Source organism: Thermaerobacter litoralis (genome assembly GCF_054654595.1).
Genome location: NZ_BAAIES010000009.1, coordinates 71047 through 86250 on the forward strand (window position 1 = coordinate 71047; position 15204 = coordinate 86250).

The following is a 15204-nucleotide window of genomic DNA, read 5'->3' on the forward strand; positions in this document are numbered from 1 at the left end:
CCCGAACCCCGCGCCTTGCAGCCGTCGAAACATATGCCCCGAATGTGTCGAGCCATGTCGCCTGTGACGTTACTCTCCTAGCAGCCGCTCAAGCTCCGGCCAGGGGTCCACGCGCTGTCCGCTCGGCTCGCGGATCTCAAAACGCAGGTGCGGCCCGGTAGACCGGCCCGTCGAGCCCACGGTGCCGATCCGCTCTCCGCGCTCAACCCGCTCTCCCGCCCGCACAGCCACCGAGGCCAGGTGTCCGTACCACGTCGTGCGCCCGTCGCCGTGCCGGATGCCGACGGCCAGGCCGTAATCGACGGCCGGCCCGGCCCAGACCACGCGCCCGGACTGATAGGCGCGGACGGGGGTCCCCGGCTCTGCCGCCAGGTCCACGCCATGGTGAAAGTCCCGCTCGCCGGTGAACGGATCCACGCGCGGGCCGAAGAGCGAGGACAGCCACCACTCGCCCCCATCAGGGTGGTAGAGGAGGGGCCGAGCCGAATCGTATCCGCACCGCGGAGGGCGTATTTCCCACCACCCACTCATGGCGAGGGTATCCGGCGTGAGCCCTTTAGCCTAATAAGCACCGTCCCGGCCTAGCCCACCCCGTCGTAACCACGTCAACCTTCCTCGGGAACGCCGGCTTCTACCCGCAAGTCGCCCGGATCATAGAGAGTACGGCAAACCCAAGACGGCACCCATTCCCATCGCTAGAGGTAGTGAACTGAAGCTGAGACTGAAGCCGCGAAGGCGATACAGACTCCTGTGAAGTCGGCGTTGCACAGGTAGCCGAGCAGGGCAACGCACGGCGGGCAGCCCTGCGCAAACGGGGCGGCAGGCAGGAGGTGCGGTGATCGGATCAAGAGCGGAGGATGGGGGTGCATGCCTACACGGAGGCGGCGAATGCACGATAACCAAAAGAAGAGGGGGAGGCGTAGCATGTTTCGTTCATTACGAGGTCGCTTGATGATTTCTTTCATTGGGATTGCGCTAATGGTCATGGTCGTAACCGTGTGGACCAACCTGACACTCGCTCGGCGGGCCTATATTGATCTTGCGGTTCGAGATATCGCGTACATGACAGAGCAACTCGTCCAGGTCGTCGATCCAGTGGCCCGGCGGAGCTCGAATGTGCAGGAGTTCTACCAGAACGTAGATCCTTACATGCGGGCTATGCAGGAAAACTACTTCCGCAAGTGGGGCATGACAGGATACCCCTTTATCCTTGACCGTAATGGAATCGTTATCTACGCGCCGGGGTGGGAACCCGGTATCGACACCAAACAAGCAGGTGAGTATGGCCGGAGGCAGTACGAAAAGCTGCAGTCCGTGAACTTCAACGGTACCATCTTCTACACATGGAAGGACCCCGGCGAGAAGCATGAACGGGACAAGTTCGCTGTTGCCAGGCCTCTGCCGTCGAATCCGAACTGGATCCTCCTTGTTTCAGCTTATACCAAGGATGACTTGCTACTGGCCTTCAAGCCCATTGAACGCCTTTCCATCGTCATTGCAATCATAGCTATCGTCGTGGCCATTGTCTGGAGTGCGGTCCTTTCATCGTGCTTGACTCTACCCCTTCGCCGCTTGGGAGAAGCCCTTAAGCGTATCAGCCAAGGCGATCTTCGGGTCGAACGGTTGAATCTGCGGGGACGGGACGAGTTGACCCAAATGGGGAGAGCCTTTGACGAAATGGTCGAACAGCTGCGGCATATGCTGGGGCGCATTCATCATGCGAGTGAGCGGCTCACCAAGAACAGCACGGATCTGTCCGGCGCGTCCACCCAGGCCGCCGAGGCCACGACACAGATCTCGGTGGCCATGCAGCAAGTAGCAGCGGGCGCCGGTGAGCAGTCGCGGAGCGCCGAGTTGACCGTGAATGCTGTCGAGGAACTGCGCGCCGCGATTAATCAGATCGTAGAGGGGGCCCAGCGTCAACGCGAGCATGTGTATCACGTCGCTGAGACCCTGCAAAAGACCAGTGTGGATGCCAACACGACGGCGAGAGCCGCGGACGAGGTCGGCGAAGCGGCCCTCCGGACCCTTGAACTGGCGGAAACGGGGGGGCGGGCCGTTGACCGCACCGTCCGCGCCATGAACAACATTCACCGGGCCACCAGTGAAGTGGCAGGTAACGTGCGGCAGCTCGGGCGCGAATCGCAAAGGATTGGTGAGATCATCCAATTGATCAACGATATTGCGGAGCAGACCAATCTGTTGGCCCTGAACGCCGCCATCGAGGCCGCCAGGGCCGGGGAACATGGCAAGGGGTTTGCGGTCGTCGCCGAGGAAGTCCGTAAGTTGGCCGAACGGTCGCGGCAGCCCGAGTTTGACACTTCGAAGACACATTTCTTGACCGAAACCGCGCCACGGCGCGGTTTTTTTGACGCTTCAGGCGCGGCACACACGGGAATCCTGTAGGCACACGAATTGCGATCCAATGCAGGATCACTAGGAATAGACGTCGTAATACGTAGGCATGTATATCCGTACCGTGCAGCGCAAAAATCGAGATGGCTCCATCGTCCGCTACGTCCAACTGGCCCACAACTTCCGGCATCCCCAAACGGGCCGGCCGCAAGCCAAGGTGCTGTGGTCCTTCGGCCGCGAAGAGGAAGTGGACCGCCAACAGCTCCAGCGGCTGATCCGCAGCATCGAACGCTTCCTCTCCCCCGAAGAGGCCCTCCAGCGCCAGGCGCAGGAGGGCGATGTCCCGCTGCGGTTTGTCGAGAGCCGGCCGTTGGGTGGCGGCTGGGTGCTGGACCGGCTGTGGCACGAGTTGGGCATCGCCCAGGCCATCCAGGAGGCGGTGGCCGACCGGCGCGTGCACCTGCCGGTGGAACGAGCCCTCTTCGCCATGGTGGCCAACCGGGCGCTGGCACCGGCGAGCAAGCTGGCGACCGGGGAGTGGTTGCAGAAGGAGGTGGTCCTGCCGGGCACCGAAGGGGTGGAACTCCATCACCTCTACCGGGCTATGGACCTGCTGGTGGCGGCCGGCGAGGCGTTGCAGAAGGCCATCTACTGGAGCGTGGCGGACATCCTGCAACTGGAGGTCGACCTGCTGTTCCTGGACACGACCACCACGTACTTCGAGGTGGACGAACCGGACGACGAGCAGGGCTTGCGCCACTACAGCCAGCGCTCGACCGATCATCGTCCGGATCGGCCCCAGATCGTGATCGGCCTGGCGGTGACGCGCTCGGGCTTGCCCGTACGGTGCTGGGTTTGGCCGGGCCAGACCACGGACGTGAGCCGGGTGGAGGAGGTCAAGCGCGACCTGATCGCGTGGAAGCTCGGCCGGGTCATCACCGTCGTGGACCGGGGCTTCGTCTCGGAAGAGAACCTGCGTACGCTGCAGCGAGCCGGGGGGCATTACATCGTCGGAGAGCGGATGCGATCCGGCAAGGCCGGCGTGGAGCAGGCTTTATCGCGGCCCGGGCGGTATCAGAAAGTGCGGCCGAACCTGGAGGTCAAGGAGATCGTGGTGGGCACCGGGGAGGCGCGCCAGCGCTACATCCTGGTGCGCAACCCCGAACAGGCCGAGCGGGACCGGGCCCAGCGGGAGCAGATCCTGGCCCGCCTCCGGGAGGAACTGGCGGGCTTGGAGCGCCTGCCGAAGGAGGAGCACACCCGGGCCGTCTGCGCCCTGATCGCCCACCCCACCTATGGGCGCTACCTCAAGCTCGACAGCCGCCGCTGGCCGGTCATCGACCGGTCGAAGGTCGCGGCCGAGGCGCGGCTGGACGGCAAGTACCTGCTCCGGACCTCCGACGACACCCTGGCGCCCGCGGAGGTGGCCCTCGGATATAAGCAACTCCTGGAGGTCGAGGAGGCCTTTCGCACCCTCAAGCACACCCTGGAGATCCGGCCCGTCTACCACCGACGGGAGGATCGGATCCGCGCTCACGTGCTCCTGTGCTGGCTCGCCCTGCTGCTGGTCCGGGTGGCCGAGATGCGCGTCGAGGAACGCCTGGGGCAACGCTATACCTGGGATCGCATCCGGGCCGAACTCGACCGGATGCACCTCGGCCATTTCCGTGGCCCGGCCGGGATCGTCTACCAGCGGACGGAGATGACGACCTTCCAGGCCCAGCTGTTCCAGGCGATCGGCGTGGAGGAACCACCCCGCTTCTTCCGCATCGACCCCGCACGGGCGAGCATGTAGATACACGAACATGTCTACGTCAGGGGGTCGAAATGCCCGTTGCTACGGGCTTTTCTGCCCCTTTGTGTGGGAGCCAAGTGTCAAACTCCGGTGAGACACCGATGTCCCTTCCAGAGATATCCGGCCTCCAGGCCGTTCATGGGCGAGCAACCCCGGGCCTTGTTGGCCCGGCTGGTGTTCCCCTTCCAGCTCTGCACGACTGGCTTGTCGTGGCAGGTGTGCAACCTCACCGTAGCAGGGACGCAACCCATGAAACCGCCTTCAGGTTGGCAGTGTACTCGGCCGCGTGGTGGAACGCCGGTCGTACCGAGTCCCCCCTTGACACCTATCTTCCTAGTGCACTAGTGTAATAGTGCACTCGATCGACGGGAGGAGCGACGGTGCCCGAACTCTTCGGCAGCGAGTTCCGTCTGGACCCAACCCGGCCGATCTACCTGCAGATCATCGAGCGGTTCCAGGAGGCCGTCGCCCGGGGTGTGCTCCAGCCGGGGGATCAGATTCCCGCCCAGCGGGAACTGGCCCAGCGCATCGGCGTCAACCCCAACACGGTGCAGCGCGCCTACCGGGAAATGGAGATCATGGGCCTGGTGGAGACGGCCCGCGGCACCGGAACCTTCATCACCCTGGACGCCGGCCGCATCCGCGCCCTTCGGGAAGATCTGGCCCGCCAGGCGGTGGCCGAGTTCGTCCGGCGGTTGCAGGACCTGGGCTTTAGCCGGGACGAGATCGCCCGCCGGGTGGCTGCGGCTCTCGGCACGCCGGTACCGGGCGCGGGCGACCTCGATGGGGGATCCCACCCAGGCGACCCTGGAAGGGTGTTCCACGCGGGAAGCTCCGGAAGCCAGTCCCCCGCAGGTCGCCCCGACACCGGGTCTCAGGCCATAAGCCCGGGCAACGGGTCCCGCGTTGAAAGCCAAGAAGGAGCCCAGCTCCCAGGATCCCGCGGGCTCGCTCCTCGGCCAGACCGCGGATCCCGCACCGAGAACCAGCGCGTCAAAAACCAAGGTTGAACACCAAGAAGGAGGGACACCTTCGTGACGCCCCGCCATCCCCTGGCTCCACCCGCCGCCCCATCGGCTGCGGCGGCCGAACCCACCGTCCAGGCTGCCACGCCGCCAGCGGCCGGCTCTGCAGGCGGTCCAGACCCGTCGACCGTCACGGGGACACCCCCGCCTGCCGTCTGCTTCCGCCACGTCTGGAAACGGTACGGCTCCGTGGAGGCCTTGCGGGATGTGTCCTTCACCCTGCCTGCCGGTACCGTCACGGGCCTGGTTGGAGCCAACGGCAGCGGCAAGTCGACCCTGCTCAAGGTGGCGGCCGGGTTTGTGCGGCCCGCCCGGGGTGAGGTCCAGGTCCTGGGTCAGACCCCCAGCGTGGAGCTGCGCCGCCGAATCGCCTTCGTCGCCGAGGTCGACCCGCTGGACCCGTGGATGACGGTGGACCAGACGGTCCGGTTCGTCCGCTCCTTCTTCACCGGCTGGGACGCGGAGCACGAGGCTGAGCTGCGGGAGATCCTGGAGCTGTCGGGCCGCAGGCGGGTGGGGGAGCTGTCCAAGGGAATGCGGACCCGCGTGCGGCTGCTGCTCGGCCTGGCCCGCTCGGCGCCGCTGGTTCTTCTGGACGAACCCTTCTCGGGCATCGACCCGGTGTCCCGCCGCCGCATCGCCGACGCCATCCTGGCGGCCTGTCGCCGGGGCGGCCGGACGATCCTGCTCTCGACCCACGACTTGAAGGACGCGGAGCCGCTGTTTGACCGGCTGATGGTGCTGGCGGGCGGCCGCCTGGTGCTCGCGGGCGATGCCGACGAGCTCCGGGCCCGGCACGGAAAGTCCCTGGACGGGATCGTCGAGGAGGTGCTGGCATGACGCCGTTCTTCCGGCTCCTCTGGCGGGAGGTGCGCCAGGGGCTGCCCACCACGGTGGCTTCGGTGGTCGCCATCCTCGCGTGGTACACCTTTCTGGCCAGCCGCGTCGGCCGCTGGAACGAGGGGCTGGTCCTGGCGATGACGCAGATGCCGCTGTGGTGGCTGCCCCTGGGAGCCTTGTGGCACACGTACCAGAGCTTCAAGAACGACCTGGACACCGCCCGCGCCTACCTGCTCCTGTCCCTGCCGGTCTATGGCTGGCAGCTGGCCGGGGCCAAGCTGCTGGCGGTGTGGCTGGAGGCGGCGCTGTACGTAGGGGCGACGTTCGGCGGCATCGCGGCCATGGTGCAGGGCGTGGGCGTCCCCGGCCTGCCGCCCGACATGTCCGCCGCCGTGGCCGCCCAGTTCGCGCGCACGCTGGTGGAGGCGGTGGGCATCCTCCTGGCGATCCTGCTGGCCTTCGCGCTGCCGGCGTGGCTCGTGCTGGTGCAGGCGGCATGGGGTGCCGGCCGCACCGTGCGGCGGGGGCGCCACGTCCTGATGGGCCTTGCCTTCCTCGCGGTTGGTTGGCTGTTGGTACGCGCCGCTGTCGCTGGGGCGGCCGTGCTGGACTTCCTTCCCACCGTGCCCACCTTCCCCTTCCCCGACCTCTACCGGGCGCCGGGCGGAGTCTGGACCGTCGAAACCCGGTGGCTGGCCATGCATCCCGGCCCGTGGCTGGCGGTGGTCCTGGCCACGGTGGTGGGGTTCTTCGGCACCGCTCGGGCGGTGGAACGGGCCCTCGACGCCGAGGGAGCTCGATGGCCGGCGGTAGCAGGGGTGGCCATCGTGGCGGCCGCAGCGGCGGTCGACCTGTACCTGAACGGGGTGGGGCTCTTCGATGCGCTTCTTCAGGCGCTGGCCGGGGGCGGGACGTAGGTCGAACGCGGCCGGCTGGTAGAGGGTCGATGGCCGGCCGATGAGGCACGGCCTCGGGTCCACCCGCGGGGAACCACGCGACCCGAAGGGTGGGCCGACCTAGCCGAGGAAGGATCGAAGGTGCCGGCTCACGCTTTCCACCGCATCCTTCCGGCTGGCGTACAGGACATAGTAGCCGTCGCGCCTCGCCTTCACCAGACCCGCATCGTGAAGGATCTTGACGTGGCGGGAGATCGCGGCTTCCGACAGGCTGAGGGCCCGGGCCAGTTCCTGCGTGCTCTTGGGGCCCTCGTGGCAGAGCTTCAGGATCTGCAGGCGCGCCTCGTGGGCCAGAGCGAACAACATGCGCTGCAGGGCAACCGGAGGCTCGGCAGGCGGTCGCAGCAGGGGCCCCTCGAGCCCATAGACCAGGCAGGGCTGCCACGGCGGGTCGCACTCCACGCGGGTCTTGACCCGGGTGAAGAGGCTGGGGACCAGCAGCAAGGGCCGGGTTGGGGTGACGCCGACCACGACGTGTTCCGGGAGCCGGTGGAAGATGAGAAGGTGGCGGTCGCGAACCACCCGGGCGTCGGGTGCCACCTCCTGCAGCACCGTCCACACGTCGCGCTCACGGAGGCGCCGGGCGCGCCGCTCGGCATCGGCCAGCAAGGCGGGGCGGATGCGCGCCCACTCCCCTTTGAAGGCGCACTCCCAGAACTGGTCGAGCATGGCCAAAAGTCGCCGCCGCAACCGGTCGGGGCTCCGGATCAGCTCCTCGCAGGCCTCCACATACCGCGGGTCGAGACGTCGGGCATGCTCAAGGAGCATCGCCTGGGTCGCGCCGTCCCGCATCACCTCGTCCCAGGTGGGATCCCGCTCTGCCTCCCATGGCGTGAACGCCCTCGCACATTCCTCGGCGAAGGTCTTCACGGGCAACCGTTCGATGTCCGCCAGTTCCTCATGAAATGCGGGAACGCCCTCCCGCGGCCGCGGGGTGAAGAAGCCCAGTTGCCAGTCCCGATAGGCGAAGCCCAGCTTGCGAATCTCGGTGAGCAGGGAACGGGGCAGCCGCTTGCGCGTCTCTAGAACCCAGTGAAGTTGCAGGGGGTGAGCCCGCGGGTTCACGATCGCCTCGAGGGCACAAACCGCCTCGAGGAGAGGCGACAGGTGGAAGGTCACGGCCGCTTCGGGATTCGCTGGAAGCTGGATCTCGATGGTCACCGTCCGACACCATCCGTCTCGCCGTCGCGGTCCGCCACCATGCCATGGCGAGCTCGCCCAACGCCATCTGATTGCGAATTCTTCGAATGTGTTGAACCGCCGGGTGAGCACCCCATAGGGTTGTGAGCAGCGACACCGCCGAGGAGAGGCTTGTGAGCAGCGATACCAAGGAGGTGCCCCGATGCCCGCTTCCGCCCATCCCGTGCCCAAGTGCTACCTGGTGGTGGCCTACGCACCGCCGCGGGTGTCCGCCCGCGCCGCCAACGACGCGTTCAACCGGTACATCGCCGATACCAGCCGCGGGTTGGTCCTTACCCATGACCACTTCATCCACCCGCGCGGCGGCTACGCCATCTTCGCCTGCGAGCGGGAAGAACAGGTACGGCGCGTGACGGACGCCCAAGACGAACTGCCCGGCTGGCAGGTTTCCGTCCACCCGCTCACCTTCGCCCACGATGCCGTGACCTGGCTCTACCAGAGCGACTTCACCCTGGCCTGGTACCGCGGCGGGCAGCGACTCCGGACGTGGATGAACCGGTACGAGGCGTCGGAGCATTGCCACAGACTCGAAAGCCGGCTTCCGTCCCAGGCGGATTGACCGTTCCGGCCGCGGCGGTCCACCGAACCGACGGCACCAGACTGCGAGCCTGCACCGGCCGCCGGCGGGACGTTCAACCTTCCGCCCGGCCCTCGCTCAAAGGCCCCAGCAGGAAGATCACGTTGCCATCGGGGTCGTGGAGGCTGCATGCCCGGGCACCCCAGTCCTGATCGGCCGGCTCGGTGGCGAAGGTGAGCCCCTGTTCGGCAAGCCGCCGGTACGCCGCGTCGACGTCGCCCACCCAGAAGCTGATGTGGTCGAGGCCCGGCGGGTTGCCCACCAGGTCCGGGCTGCGCCGCACGCCGCCCGCGGGCCGGCTCGTCTGAAAGAGGTAGAGGCGAGCGTCGCCGGCGACCAGCAAGGCCCCCGGCGTCTCGTCCCGGCTCTCCACTCGGAATGCTAGCTGCGCGTAGAAGGCCTCGGCGGCCTGAAGATCGCGCACTGCCAGGCCGACGTTGTCGATCCGCTGGACCATGATGCATCCCCCCTGGCCCACCCATCTCGTCTGCGTCGCCCGCCGAGCCCCGAGCCTTTGACGAGCCGGCTCCCGGACGGAACTCCGCACCGTCACCTGCGCTCCCCCACCGCGCTGCGCAGTGCGCCTGCTCCACTGAATCCGGCCGCCAGCCCTGGTCCCTGCTGCAGGCAGCCGTGGGGGTGACGATTCCGCTCCTGCTTCCGGTTCCGCGCCCCCCGGCTCCGAGTTGTTGTCCCTCGGGGCCCTTCGCTCGGATCCGCGTATTATCCTGCTGGCGGTACCGGGGGCAGGTACCGGCGTGCTGGTGGCCGTGGCGGCTGCGTCTCTCAACCGCCTGCTCCATTGCTTCACGAATCTGTCCTTATGCCAGATCATGGCACGGGTGCGATGTGCCCGGCGGGACACCATCTGGGGGCAGCCATCGCCCCCGTCCCCGTCATGGGCAGCCACATCGTGGGACTCGGTGGAACTCATGGCCCGCTTTGGCTCGGAGCGCATCCGCGAGCACGGCGTCCCCGGGACGGCCACCTTGGGCACGCCCTTCCCCGCGGTGTTGTTCGGCATCGAGCCCTGGCCCTTCGCGCGGCCGGAGAGCACAGCCGGGAGCTTGGGTTCGCTCTCTTCCGCACCGGGGCTCGCAGGGCCGCTGGCGTCCGCCCAAACCGGGAGCGGTGGCTCGACGGGAAGCCGTCCTTCGGCGTAGGGTCAAGGTGAGGGACCACCATGATGGAAGGTCCGTCAAACTGCACCTGGGGCGTTGGGTGAAGGCAGGCGGTCGCGTTGTCAGCTCCGGCCCTGGTTGGTCTTGGCTTTGTCGTCGGTGCCATCGGCACCCTGATTGGCGCGGGGGGCGGGTTCCTCCTCGTTCCCGTCCTGGCCCTGCTCTACCCGGTGGACGATCCCGGTACCCTGACGGGCATCTCCCTGCTGGTGGTGGCCGTCAATGCCCTCTCCGGGTCCGTCGCCTATGCCCGGATGGGCCGGATCGACTTCCGGGCGGGCGCCTGGTTTGCGGCGGCGGCCATCCCGGGGGCCGTGCTCGGGGCGTGGCTTTCGACCCTGATGTCCCGGCGGGTGTTCGAAGCCCTGCTGGGGACGCTGATGGTGGTGGCGGCGGTCTGGCTGCTGGCCCGGGCCCACCGGGCGGCGGTGGCAGGGGCGGCGGGAACCGCCACCCCGGGAACAGCGGCAGCCGGGGTGGCGCGGGCCACGACCGCCGGGGGGCCAGCGGATATGGCCCCTTCGCTGGGAGCGGCGGGGGCGAAGGGGGCGCTGGGGGCGCCGCAGTCGAAGGGGGCGCCGGGGACGCGGGGTGCAACGGCTTTGTCAGGGCGACCCAGTCCGGCGGCCGCGCCGGCCAAAGCCCGCCCGGGTGATGGGCCCATGGAGGACCCGGCCGCCTTACCACAAGAAAAGTCCCGCCGGGGCAACCTGGGCCGCGGCATGGCCATGAGCTTCCTGGTCGGCGTCGTGTCGAGCCTGCTGGGCATCGGCGGCGGGATCATCCACGTCCCGTTGCTGGTCACCCTGCTGGACTACCCGGTCCACGTGGCGACGGCCACGTCCCACTTCGTCCTGGCCCTGACGGGGTGGGCTGGGGTGGCCGTCCACGCCTGGGCGGGAACCTACCACCACGGGCTCCACCGGGCGACCTTGCTGGCGGCCGGTGTGATCCCCGGCGCCCAGGTGGGCGCCCTGCTGTCCCGCCGGGTGGACGACCGCTGGATCCTCCGGGGCCTCGCCTTGGCCCTGTTGCTGGCGGGGGTGCGGGTGCTGACCGAGGCGGCGGGGGCGTGAAGGGCGGGACCACCGGCACACGAACCGCGCCGGCCGACGGAGTAGGGCCGGACGGGGCGCAACCTGCTAGACGCCGTGATCACCCCACGGCGGGGCCAGCCGGCGGAGTACGCCCGCCGCGTCGCGGGAAGTCGTTGCCTTCTCGACGGTTCTCAGCGATCCCCTCCCGACCGGTTCTGGCCCTCCGCGGAGCTTCTCCTCAGAGCCCCTGGCCGGAGGCCCCTGGGCCGGGGACTTGCCCACCCCCCAGCCGCTCCAGCAACCACTGGCGGAGCACCCGCACGTGGCTCCGCTCCGGGTTGCGGGCTGCCGTCAGCAACACCACCGTCTCGTGTTCCCGGCATGCCGCGAGGGCCGGGGCCGTCACCTCGGTGCCCAGGGCGTCCAGTTCCTCCCGGTACCGGCGCTGAAACCCTTCCCAGCGGGCCTCCGGATCCTGGTGGAACCAGCGGCGCAGGACGTCACTGGGGGTGAGTTCCTTCCACCAGGCATCCCAGGGCGCACCCTGCTTGCGGGCCCCGCGGGGCCACAACCGGTCGACCAGCACGCGGTAGGCTCGCGGCGGTGCCGGTTCGTCCCCGTAGACGCGGCCGATTTGCAAATCCACGCCGCCTCACCTCGCCCTCCCCTCATTGTCCCACAGGGCGCCCTGAGGGTCCTCCCATGGCCACCGCATGACGCGGGGGCCCCGCGGTTCGGCCGCTCTCGGCCGGGGGGGCCCGGCTGCACGTCGCCGCCGGACGTTGGGTCCTGCCGCCATGCCCCGCCCGACCCGTTCGTCAGCCTGCCAGGGCCACCGCCAGACCGCCGGCCACCATGGCCACGGCCCAGACCAGGTCCAGATTGATCCAGGCCCTGCGCAGGAAGAACAGGCCGAACCGGTAGTACACCAGCAGCGCCACAGTGCCCGCCGCCAGCAGCATGCTGGCGGCATGGACGGCCGTGGCCAGGACCACGCCAGCCCCGTCCGTCAGCCCCAAACCCACTGCGGCCTCCGCCCCGGCCCCCAGGCCTGTCTTCAAGACGGGCCCGGTCCCCACAGCGGACCCGGCCGAGGGCCCCAGCCCCGAACCCACCGCGGCCCCGTCCGCAGACCCCGGCCCGGCCTCCAACCCGGACCGGGTCCCACCCGCCCCGCTTGCTGCTACCGGGACCGCCGCCCCGTGGGGACCCGCCAGGTGGGCGCCGTGTTCGACCCCCGCCGCCGTCGTCGCGGCCGGCCCCGCCGCCGGCGCCGCGGCCGGAGCCGCCTCGCCCGGAGCCGCACCCGAGAAGGCCACCCCGCCCGGCCCAGGCTCCTCCCACCAGACCAGAGGTGCCAGCATCAGCCCGGCGCCGTGGGCGGTGGCCATGAGGAACGACCACAGCACCAGGCCGGCAAAGCCCACCTGCATCCCCACCCGCCCCCCGGCATGGCGGGACCGGAACAGGTGGAACAGCCCGTAGCCCACCAGCAGGGCGGCCACCCCGTAGCGTAGGGGCACCGCGGGGAGCGCGGCCCGGGCACCCCACAGCAGCGCCAGCACGAGCCCGACGGACAGGGCGTGCCCGAGCCCAATGGGCAGGAGCGCCCACAGCACCCGCCGTCCGCTCCGGGCCTGCATGCCCAGGGCCACCGCGAACAGCCAGCCCATGGCGGGGTTGAGGCCGTGGTAGGCACCCAGCAGGACCAGGATCAGCCAGGGCCACGGGCTCCCGCCGTGGGCTGCGCTCGTTACATGGTGCAGGTGGTCGTGCATCGGCGACGCCCTCCGGCTGCCTCGACCTTGCCCCCATCTTCCTAGGGAGCCTTGGCCCACGCGGCGAGACACCATTCCCGGGCCCGCTGGGTGCCCCCGGCTGCGCCTCCCGGCCGACGGGCCGTGTTCGTCCGAAAGACGAATCGATCACCGTGGCGCCCGCCCCGGCGCCATACGGCGCGCCGGGTCACGACGGGAAGCAGAAGGAATCCGACGAGCTGTCGCCGCCCTGCAGCCGCACCTGGTGCGGCCGGCTCTCGCCGAAGTCCACGAAGAAGGCCGGGTCCACCGCCAGCCCGCCGGCGGGATCCGCGTCCAGCTTGACCAGCCAGCCCCGCAGCCCGGGATAGAACTGGTCATCCCAGGTGCTGTAGAGGGAGTTGGTGACGTACACCCGCCGCCCGTCGCGGCTGACCTCGACCATCTGGGGTCCGCCGGTCAGGGGCCCCGCCGCCGGGTGGGCCGCCCGCCGCACCACGCCACCCAGGCGAACGGAGCCCGTCAGCTTCGGGTGGAAGGGGTCCGATACGTCGTACTGGCGCAGCTCGCCGGTCCCCCAGCAGGAGACGTACAGGAACCGGTCGTCCAGGGAGAGGTTGATGTCGGTGATGAGGGGCGGCACGGCGCCCAGGGGCTTGAGGATGTCCGGCAGGCCATCCTTGTCCTCGACGGGTTCGGCCGGGATCTCGATCACCTTGCGCACCGCCCAGCGGTCGCCGTCCCGGTACCAGAGCCAGACGGAGCCCGAGAGGTCCTCGACGCTGACCACCACGCCGACGAACCCGTACGCCTTGCTGGGGTCGTGGGCGGGCCGGAGCTCGAGGACCATCTGGTGCTGGTCGCCCAGATCGATCGCCTGGACGTGGCGGCGCCGGCGCAGGTCCCAGAAGTGCAGCCGGTGCCCGTAGCGCCGGTTGACCACGTCGTCCAGGTTCAGGCCGCCCTCGAACAGAGCCGGGGCGCCCCACTCGCTGGTGACCACGGTGTCGTAGCCCAGGTGCCACCAGAAGTCATAGGCGTAGACCTGCGGGCCGCGCTCAACCTCCCAGCGGCCGAGCACCTCGAAGCTGTCGTGGTCGAGGATGAGGATGCCGCCGGGGCCGTCCCCGTCCTGCCCCCCGTCACCCCGCCCGCCCAGGGCGCTGACGTAGATGCCGTCGGGCCCGCAGTGGACGGTGTGCAGGCGGGAGTACCCGGCCCGGCGCAGGACCTCCTCTGGTTCCACCACCTTGACCAGCCGCGGCTCGGCGGGGTCTGGCTTGGTGTCCAGGATGTAGATCCGGGACGAACGCAGCCCCGGCACCAGCAGGTAGCGCCGCTCCACGTGGGGGTGGGGGGCAAAGGGGCAGAGGGCGGAGCTGCAGGCGTTCCAGCCGAAGTGGTGCACCTCGTCGCCGGTGTAGGGGAAGTCCAGGGTATGGACGACCCGGCCGTAGGTAGCGGAGCGGGGATCCACGTCGACCACGGCGAAGCCGTCGGGCCGGCCCCCGGTGCGAAGCAGGGCCACGTAGGCCAGGCCTTCCCGGGGCGCCTCCATGGCGAGCCGCGGCGAGGGGTAGAAGGTGGGGTCGGGGCGCCAGACGGGCATGTTCGTACCTCCTCCATCGCTCTCTTCATCGATGGCAATTCTACTATTTCGATAGGGTATTATGACAAATCCTTGGCGTGGTGGTCGAGAGGGTGAAGGAGGTGGAATCCATTTCCGTGCTGCAACCACCCGGTCATCGCGCCCGCGCGGCCTCCCACTCCCGCCGCAAGATGGCGTAAAGGCACAGATCGACAAACCGTCCCTTGCTGAACATCACCTCCCGCAGCAGCCCCTCGTACCGCATGCCCGCCTTCTCCATCACCCGGGCCGACGCCCGGTTCTCCGGGATGCACCGCGCCTCGATGCGGTTGAGCCCCATCCTGCTGAACCCGTAGTCAATGAGGGTGCGGACGGCCTCCGTCATCAGGCCGCGACCCCAGTAGGCTCGGCCCATGGCGTAGCCGAGCTCGGCCCGGGCGTGCTGGGGCGCCCAGGCGACGAAATCCACGGTCCCGATCACCCGCCCCGTCTCCCGCAGGACCATGGCCCAGGGGGCATTCCGGTCGTCCCGGTAGGCCCGGACCACGGCTTCCACGAAGGTCCGGCTGTCTTCGAGACTCCGGTGGGCCTCCCAGGTGGTATACCGGGCCACCTCCGGGTCCGACGCATAGGCGTAGACGTCGTCGACATCGTCCAAGGTCAACGGGCGGAGGATCAGGCGGGGCGTCTCCAACACCGGCAGGTTGCGGAAGAATCCTTCACGAACGGAGGGATCCGGCGCCGGGCCGGAGGACTGCGTCGTCAATCGCTCGCCTTGATCGGGTCCACCGGCCTCCCGGTTCGTTTTGTCCAAACCCTCCATTCTGTATGACCTCCTCTCCCAGGGTGGCGTGGGTGCGCTGCCGCTGGGTTGTTCCCATCGTACCCTTCGA

At 68.9% G+C, this 15204-nt stretch carries 14 protein-coding genes; 7 read left to right on the plus strand and 7 right to left on the minus strand.

The genetic code is table 11. From position 1 onward, the window contains the following. Positions 1 to 69 precede the first annotated feature (69 nt). Positions 70 to 417 carry a M23 family metallopeptidase gene (locus ACYQ02_RS07495; protein ID WP_460039834.1) on the minus strand — a complete coding sequence of 116 codons (348 nt, stop codon included), beginning with the start codon at positions 415 to 417 and terminating at the stop codon, positions 70 to 72. 534 nt (positions 418 to 951) lie between these two features. Here ACYQ02_RS07495 and ACYQ02_RS07500 point away from each other — a divergent pair. The 5 genes from ACYQ02_RS07500 (at position 952) to ACYQ02_RS07520 (ending at position 6932) form a co-directional block, all read left to right on the plus strand. Further along, positions 952 to 2406 (plus strand): methyl-accepting chemotaxis protein, encoded by a 1455-nt coding sequence (locus tag ACYQ02_RS07500; protein ID WP_460039835.1) that lies wholly within the window; start codon positions 952 to 954, stop codon positions 2404 to 2406. Positions 2407 to 2464: 58 nt separating this feature from the next. Then, a complete protein-coding gene (locus tag ACYQ02_RS07505; RefSeq protein WP_460039836.1) occupies positions 2465 to 4150 on the plus strand; it encodes an IS1634 family transposase in 1686 nt (561 codons plus the stop codon). A gap of 380 nt (positions 4151 to 4530) precedes the next feature. Beyond that, positions 4531 to 5160 (plus strand): GntR family transcriptional regulator, encoded by a 630-nt coding sequence (locus ACYQ02_RS07510; RefSeq protein WP_460039837.1) that lies wholly within the window; start codon positions 4531 to 4533, stop codon positions 5158 to 5160. A 24-nt stretch (positions 5161 to 5184) separates the two neighbouring features. Further along, positions 5185 to 6015 carry an ABC transporter ATP-binding protein gene (locus tag ACYQ02_RS07515; protein ID WP_460039838.1) on the plus strand — a complete coding sequence of 277 codons (831 nt, stop codon included), beginning with the start codon at positions 5185 to 5187 and terminating at the stop codon, positions 6013 to 6015. After that, entirely contained in the window at positions 6012 to 6932 is a 921-nt protein-coding gene (locus ACYQ02_RS07520) for a hypothetical protein (RefSeq protein WP_460039839.1), read from the plus strand. Before ACYQ02_RS07515 ends, ACYQ02_RS07520 begins: the two co-directional genes overlap by 4 nt. Before the next feature lie 99 nt (positions 6933 to 7031). Here the strand turns inward: ACYQ02_RS07520 and ACYQ02_RS07525 are convergent, their stop codons facing one another. Then, entirely contained in the window at positions 7032 to 8132 is a 1101-nt protein-coding gene (locus ACYQ02_RS07525; RefSeq protein ID WP_460039840.1) for an ArsR/SmtB family transcription factor, read from the minus strand. A gap of 181 nt (positions 8133 to 8313) precedes the next feature. Between ACYQ02_RS07525 and ACYQ02_RS07530 the strand changes: the two genes are divergently transcribed. Continuing rightward, the gene (locus tag ACYQ02_RS07530) at positions 8314 to 8730 is read left to right on the plus strand and encodes a hypothetical protein (protein WP_460039841.1); all 417 of its coding nucleotides are present in this window, start codon (positions 8314 to 8316) and stop codon (positions 8728 to 8730) included. Between the two features lie 73 nt (positions 8731 to 8803). Here ACYQ02_RS07530 and ACYQ02_RS07535 read toward each other — a convergent pair whose 3' ends face one another. Continuing rightward, positions 8804 to 9205 carry a VOC family protein gene (locus tag ACYQ02_RS07535; RefSeq protein ID WP_460039842.1) on the minus strand — a complete coding sequence of 134 codons (402 nt, stop codon included), beginning with the start codon at positions 9203 to 9205 and terminating at the stop codon, positions 8804 to 8806. A gap of 783 nt (positions 9206 to 9988) precedes the next feature. On the opposite strand from ACYQ02_RS07535, the gene ACYQ02_RS07540 reads away from it, so the two are divergent. Then, the gene (locus ACYQ02_RS07540) at positions 9989 to 11005 is read left to right on the plus strand and encodes a sulfite exporter TauE/SafE family protein (protein WP_460039843.1); all 1017 of its coding nucleotides are present in this window, start codon (positions 9989 to 9991) and stop codon (positions 11003 to 11005) included. 199 nt (positions 11006 to 11204) lie between these two features. Here ACYQ02_RS07540 and ACYQ02_RS07545 read toward each other — a convergent pair whose 3' ends face one another. The 4 genes from ACYQ02_RS07545 to ACYQ02_RS07560 form a co-directional block, all read right to left on the minus strand. Next, positions 11205 to 11612, minus strand: coding sequence for a DUF488 domain-containing protein (locus ACYQ02_RS07545; RefSeq protein ID WP_460039844.1), 408 nt, complete (start codon positions 11610 to 11612; stop codon positions 11205 to 11207). Between the two features lie 172 nt (positions 11613 to 11784). Next, positions 11785 to 12744, minus strand: a complete 960-nt coding sequence (locus ACYQ02_RS07550; protein ID WP_460039845.1) for a hypothetical protein — start codon at positions 12742 to 12744, stop codon at positions 11785 to 11787. A 187-nt stretch (positions 12745 to 12931) separates the two neighbouring features. Further along, a complete protein-coding gene (locus tag ACYQ02_RS07555; protein ID WP_460039846.1) occupies positions 12932 to 14332 on the minus strand; it encodes a selenium-binding protein SBP56-related protein in 1401 nt (466 codons plus the stop codon). Positions 14333 to 14465: 133 nt separating this feature from the next. Next, positions 14466 to 15134, minus strand: a complete 669-nt coding sequence (locus tag ACYQ02_RS07560) for a GNAT family N-acetyltransferase (RefSeq protein WP_460039847.1) — start codon at positions 15132 to 15134, stop codon at positions 14466 to 14468. Positions 15135 to 15204 lie beyond the last annotated feature (70 nt).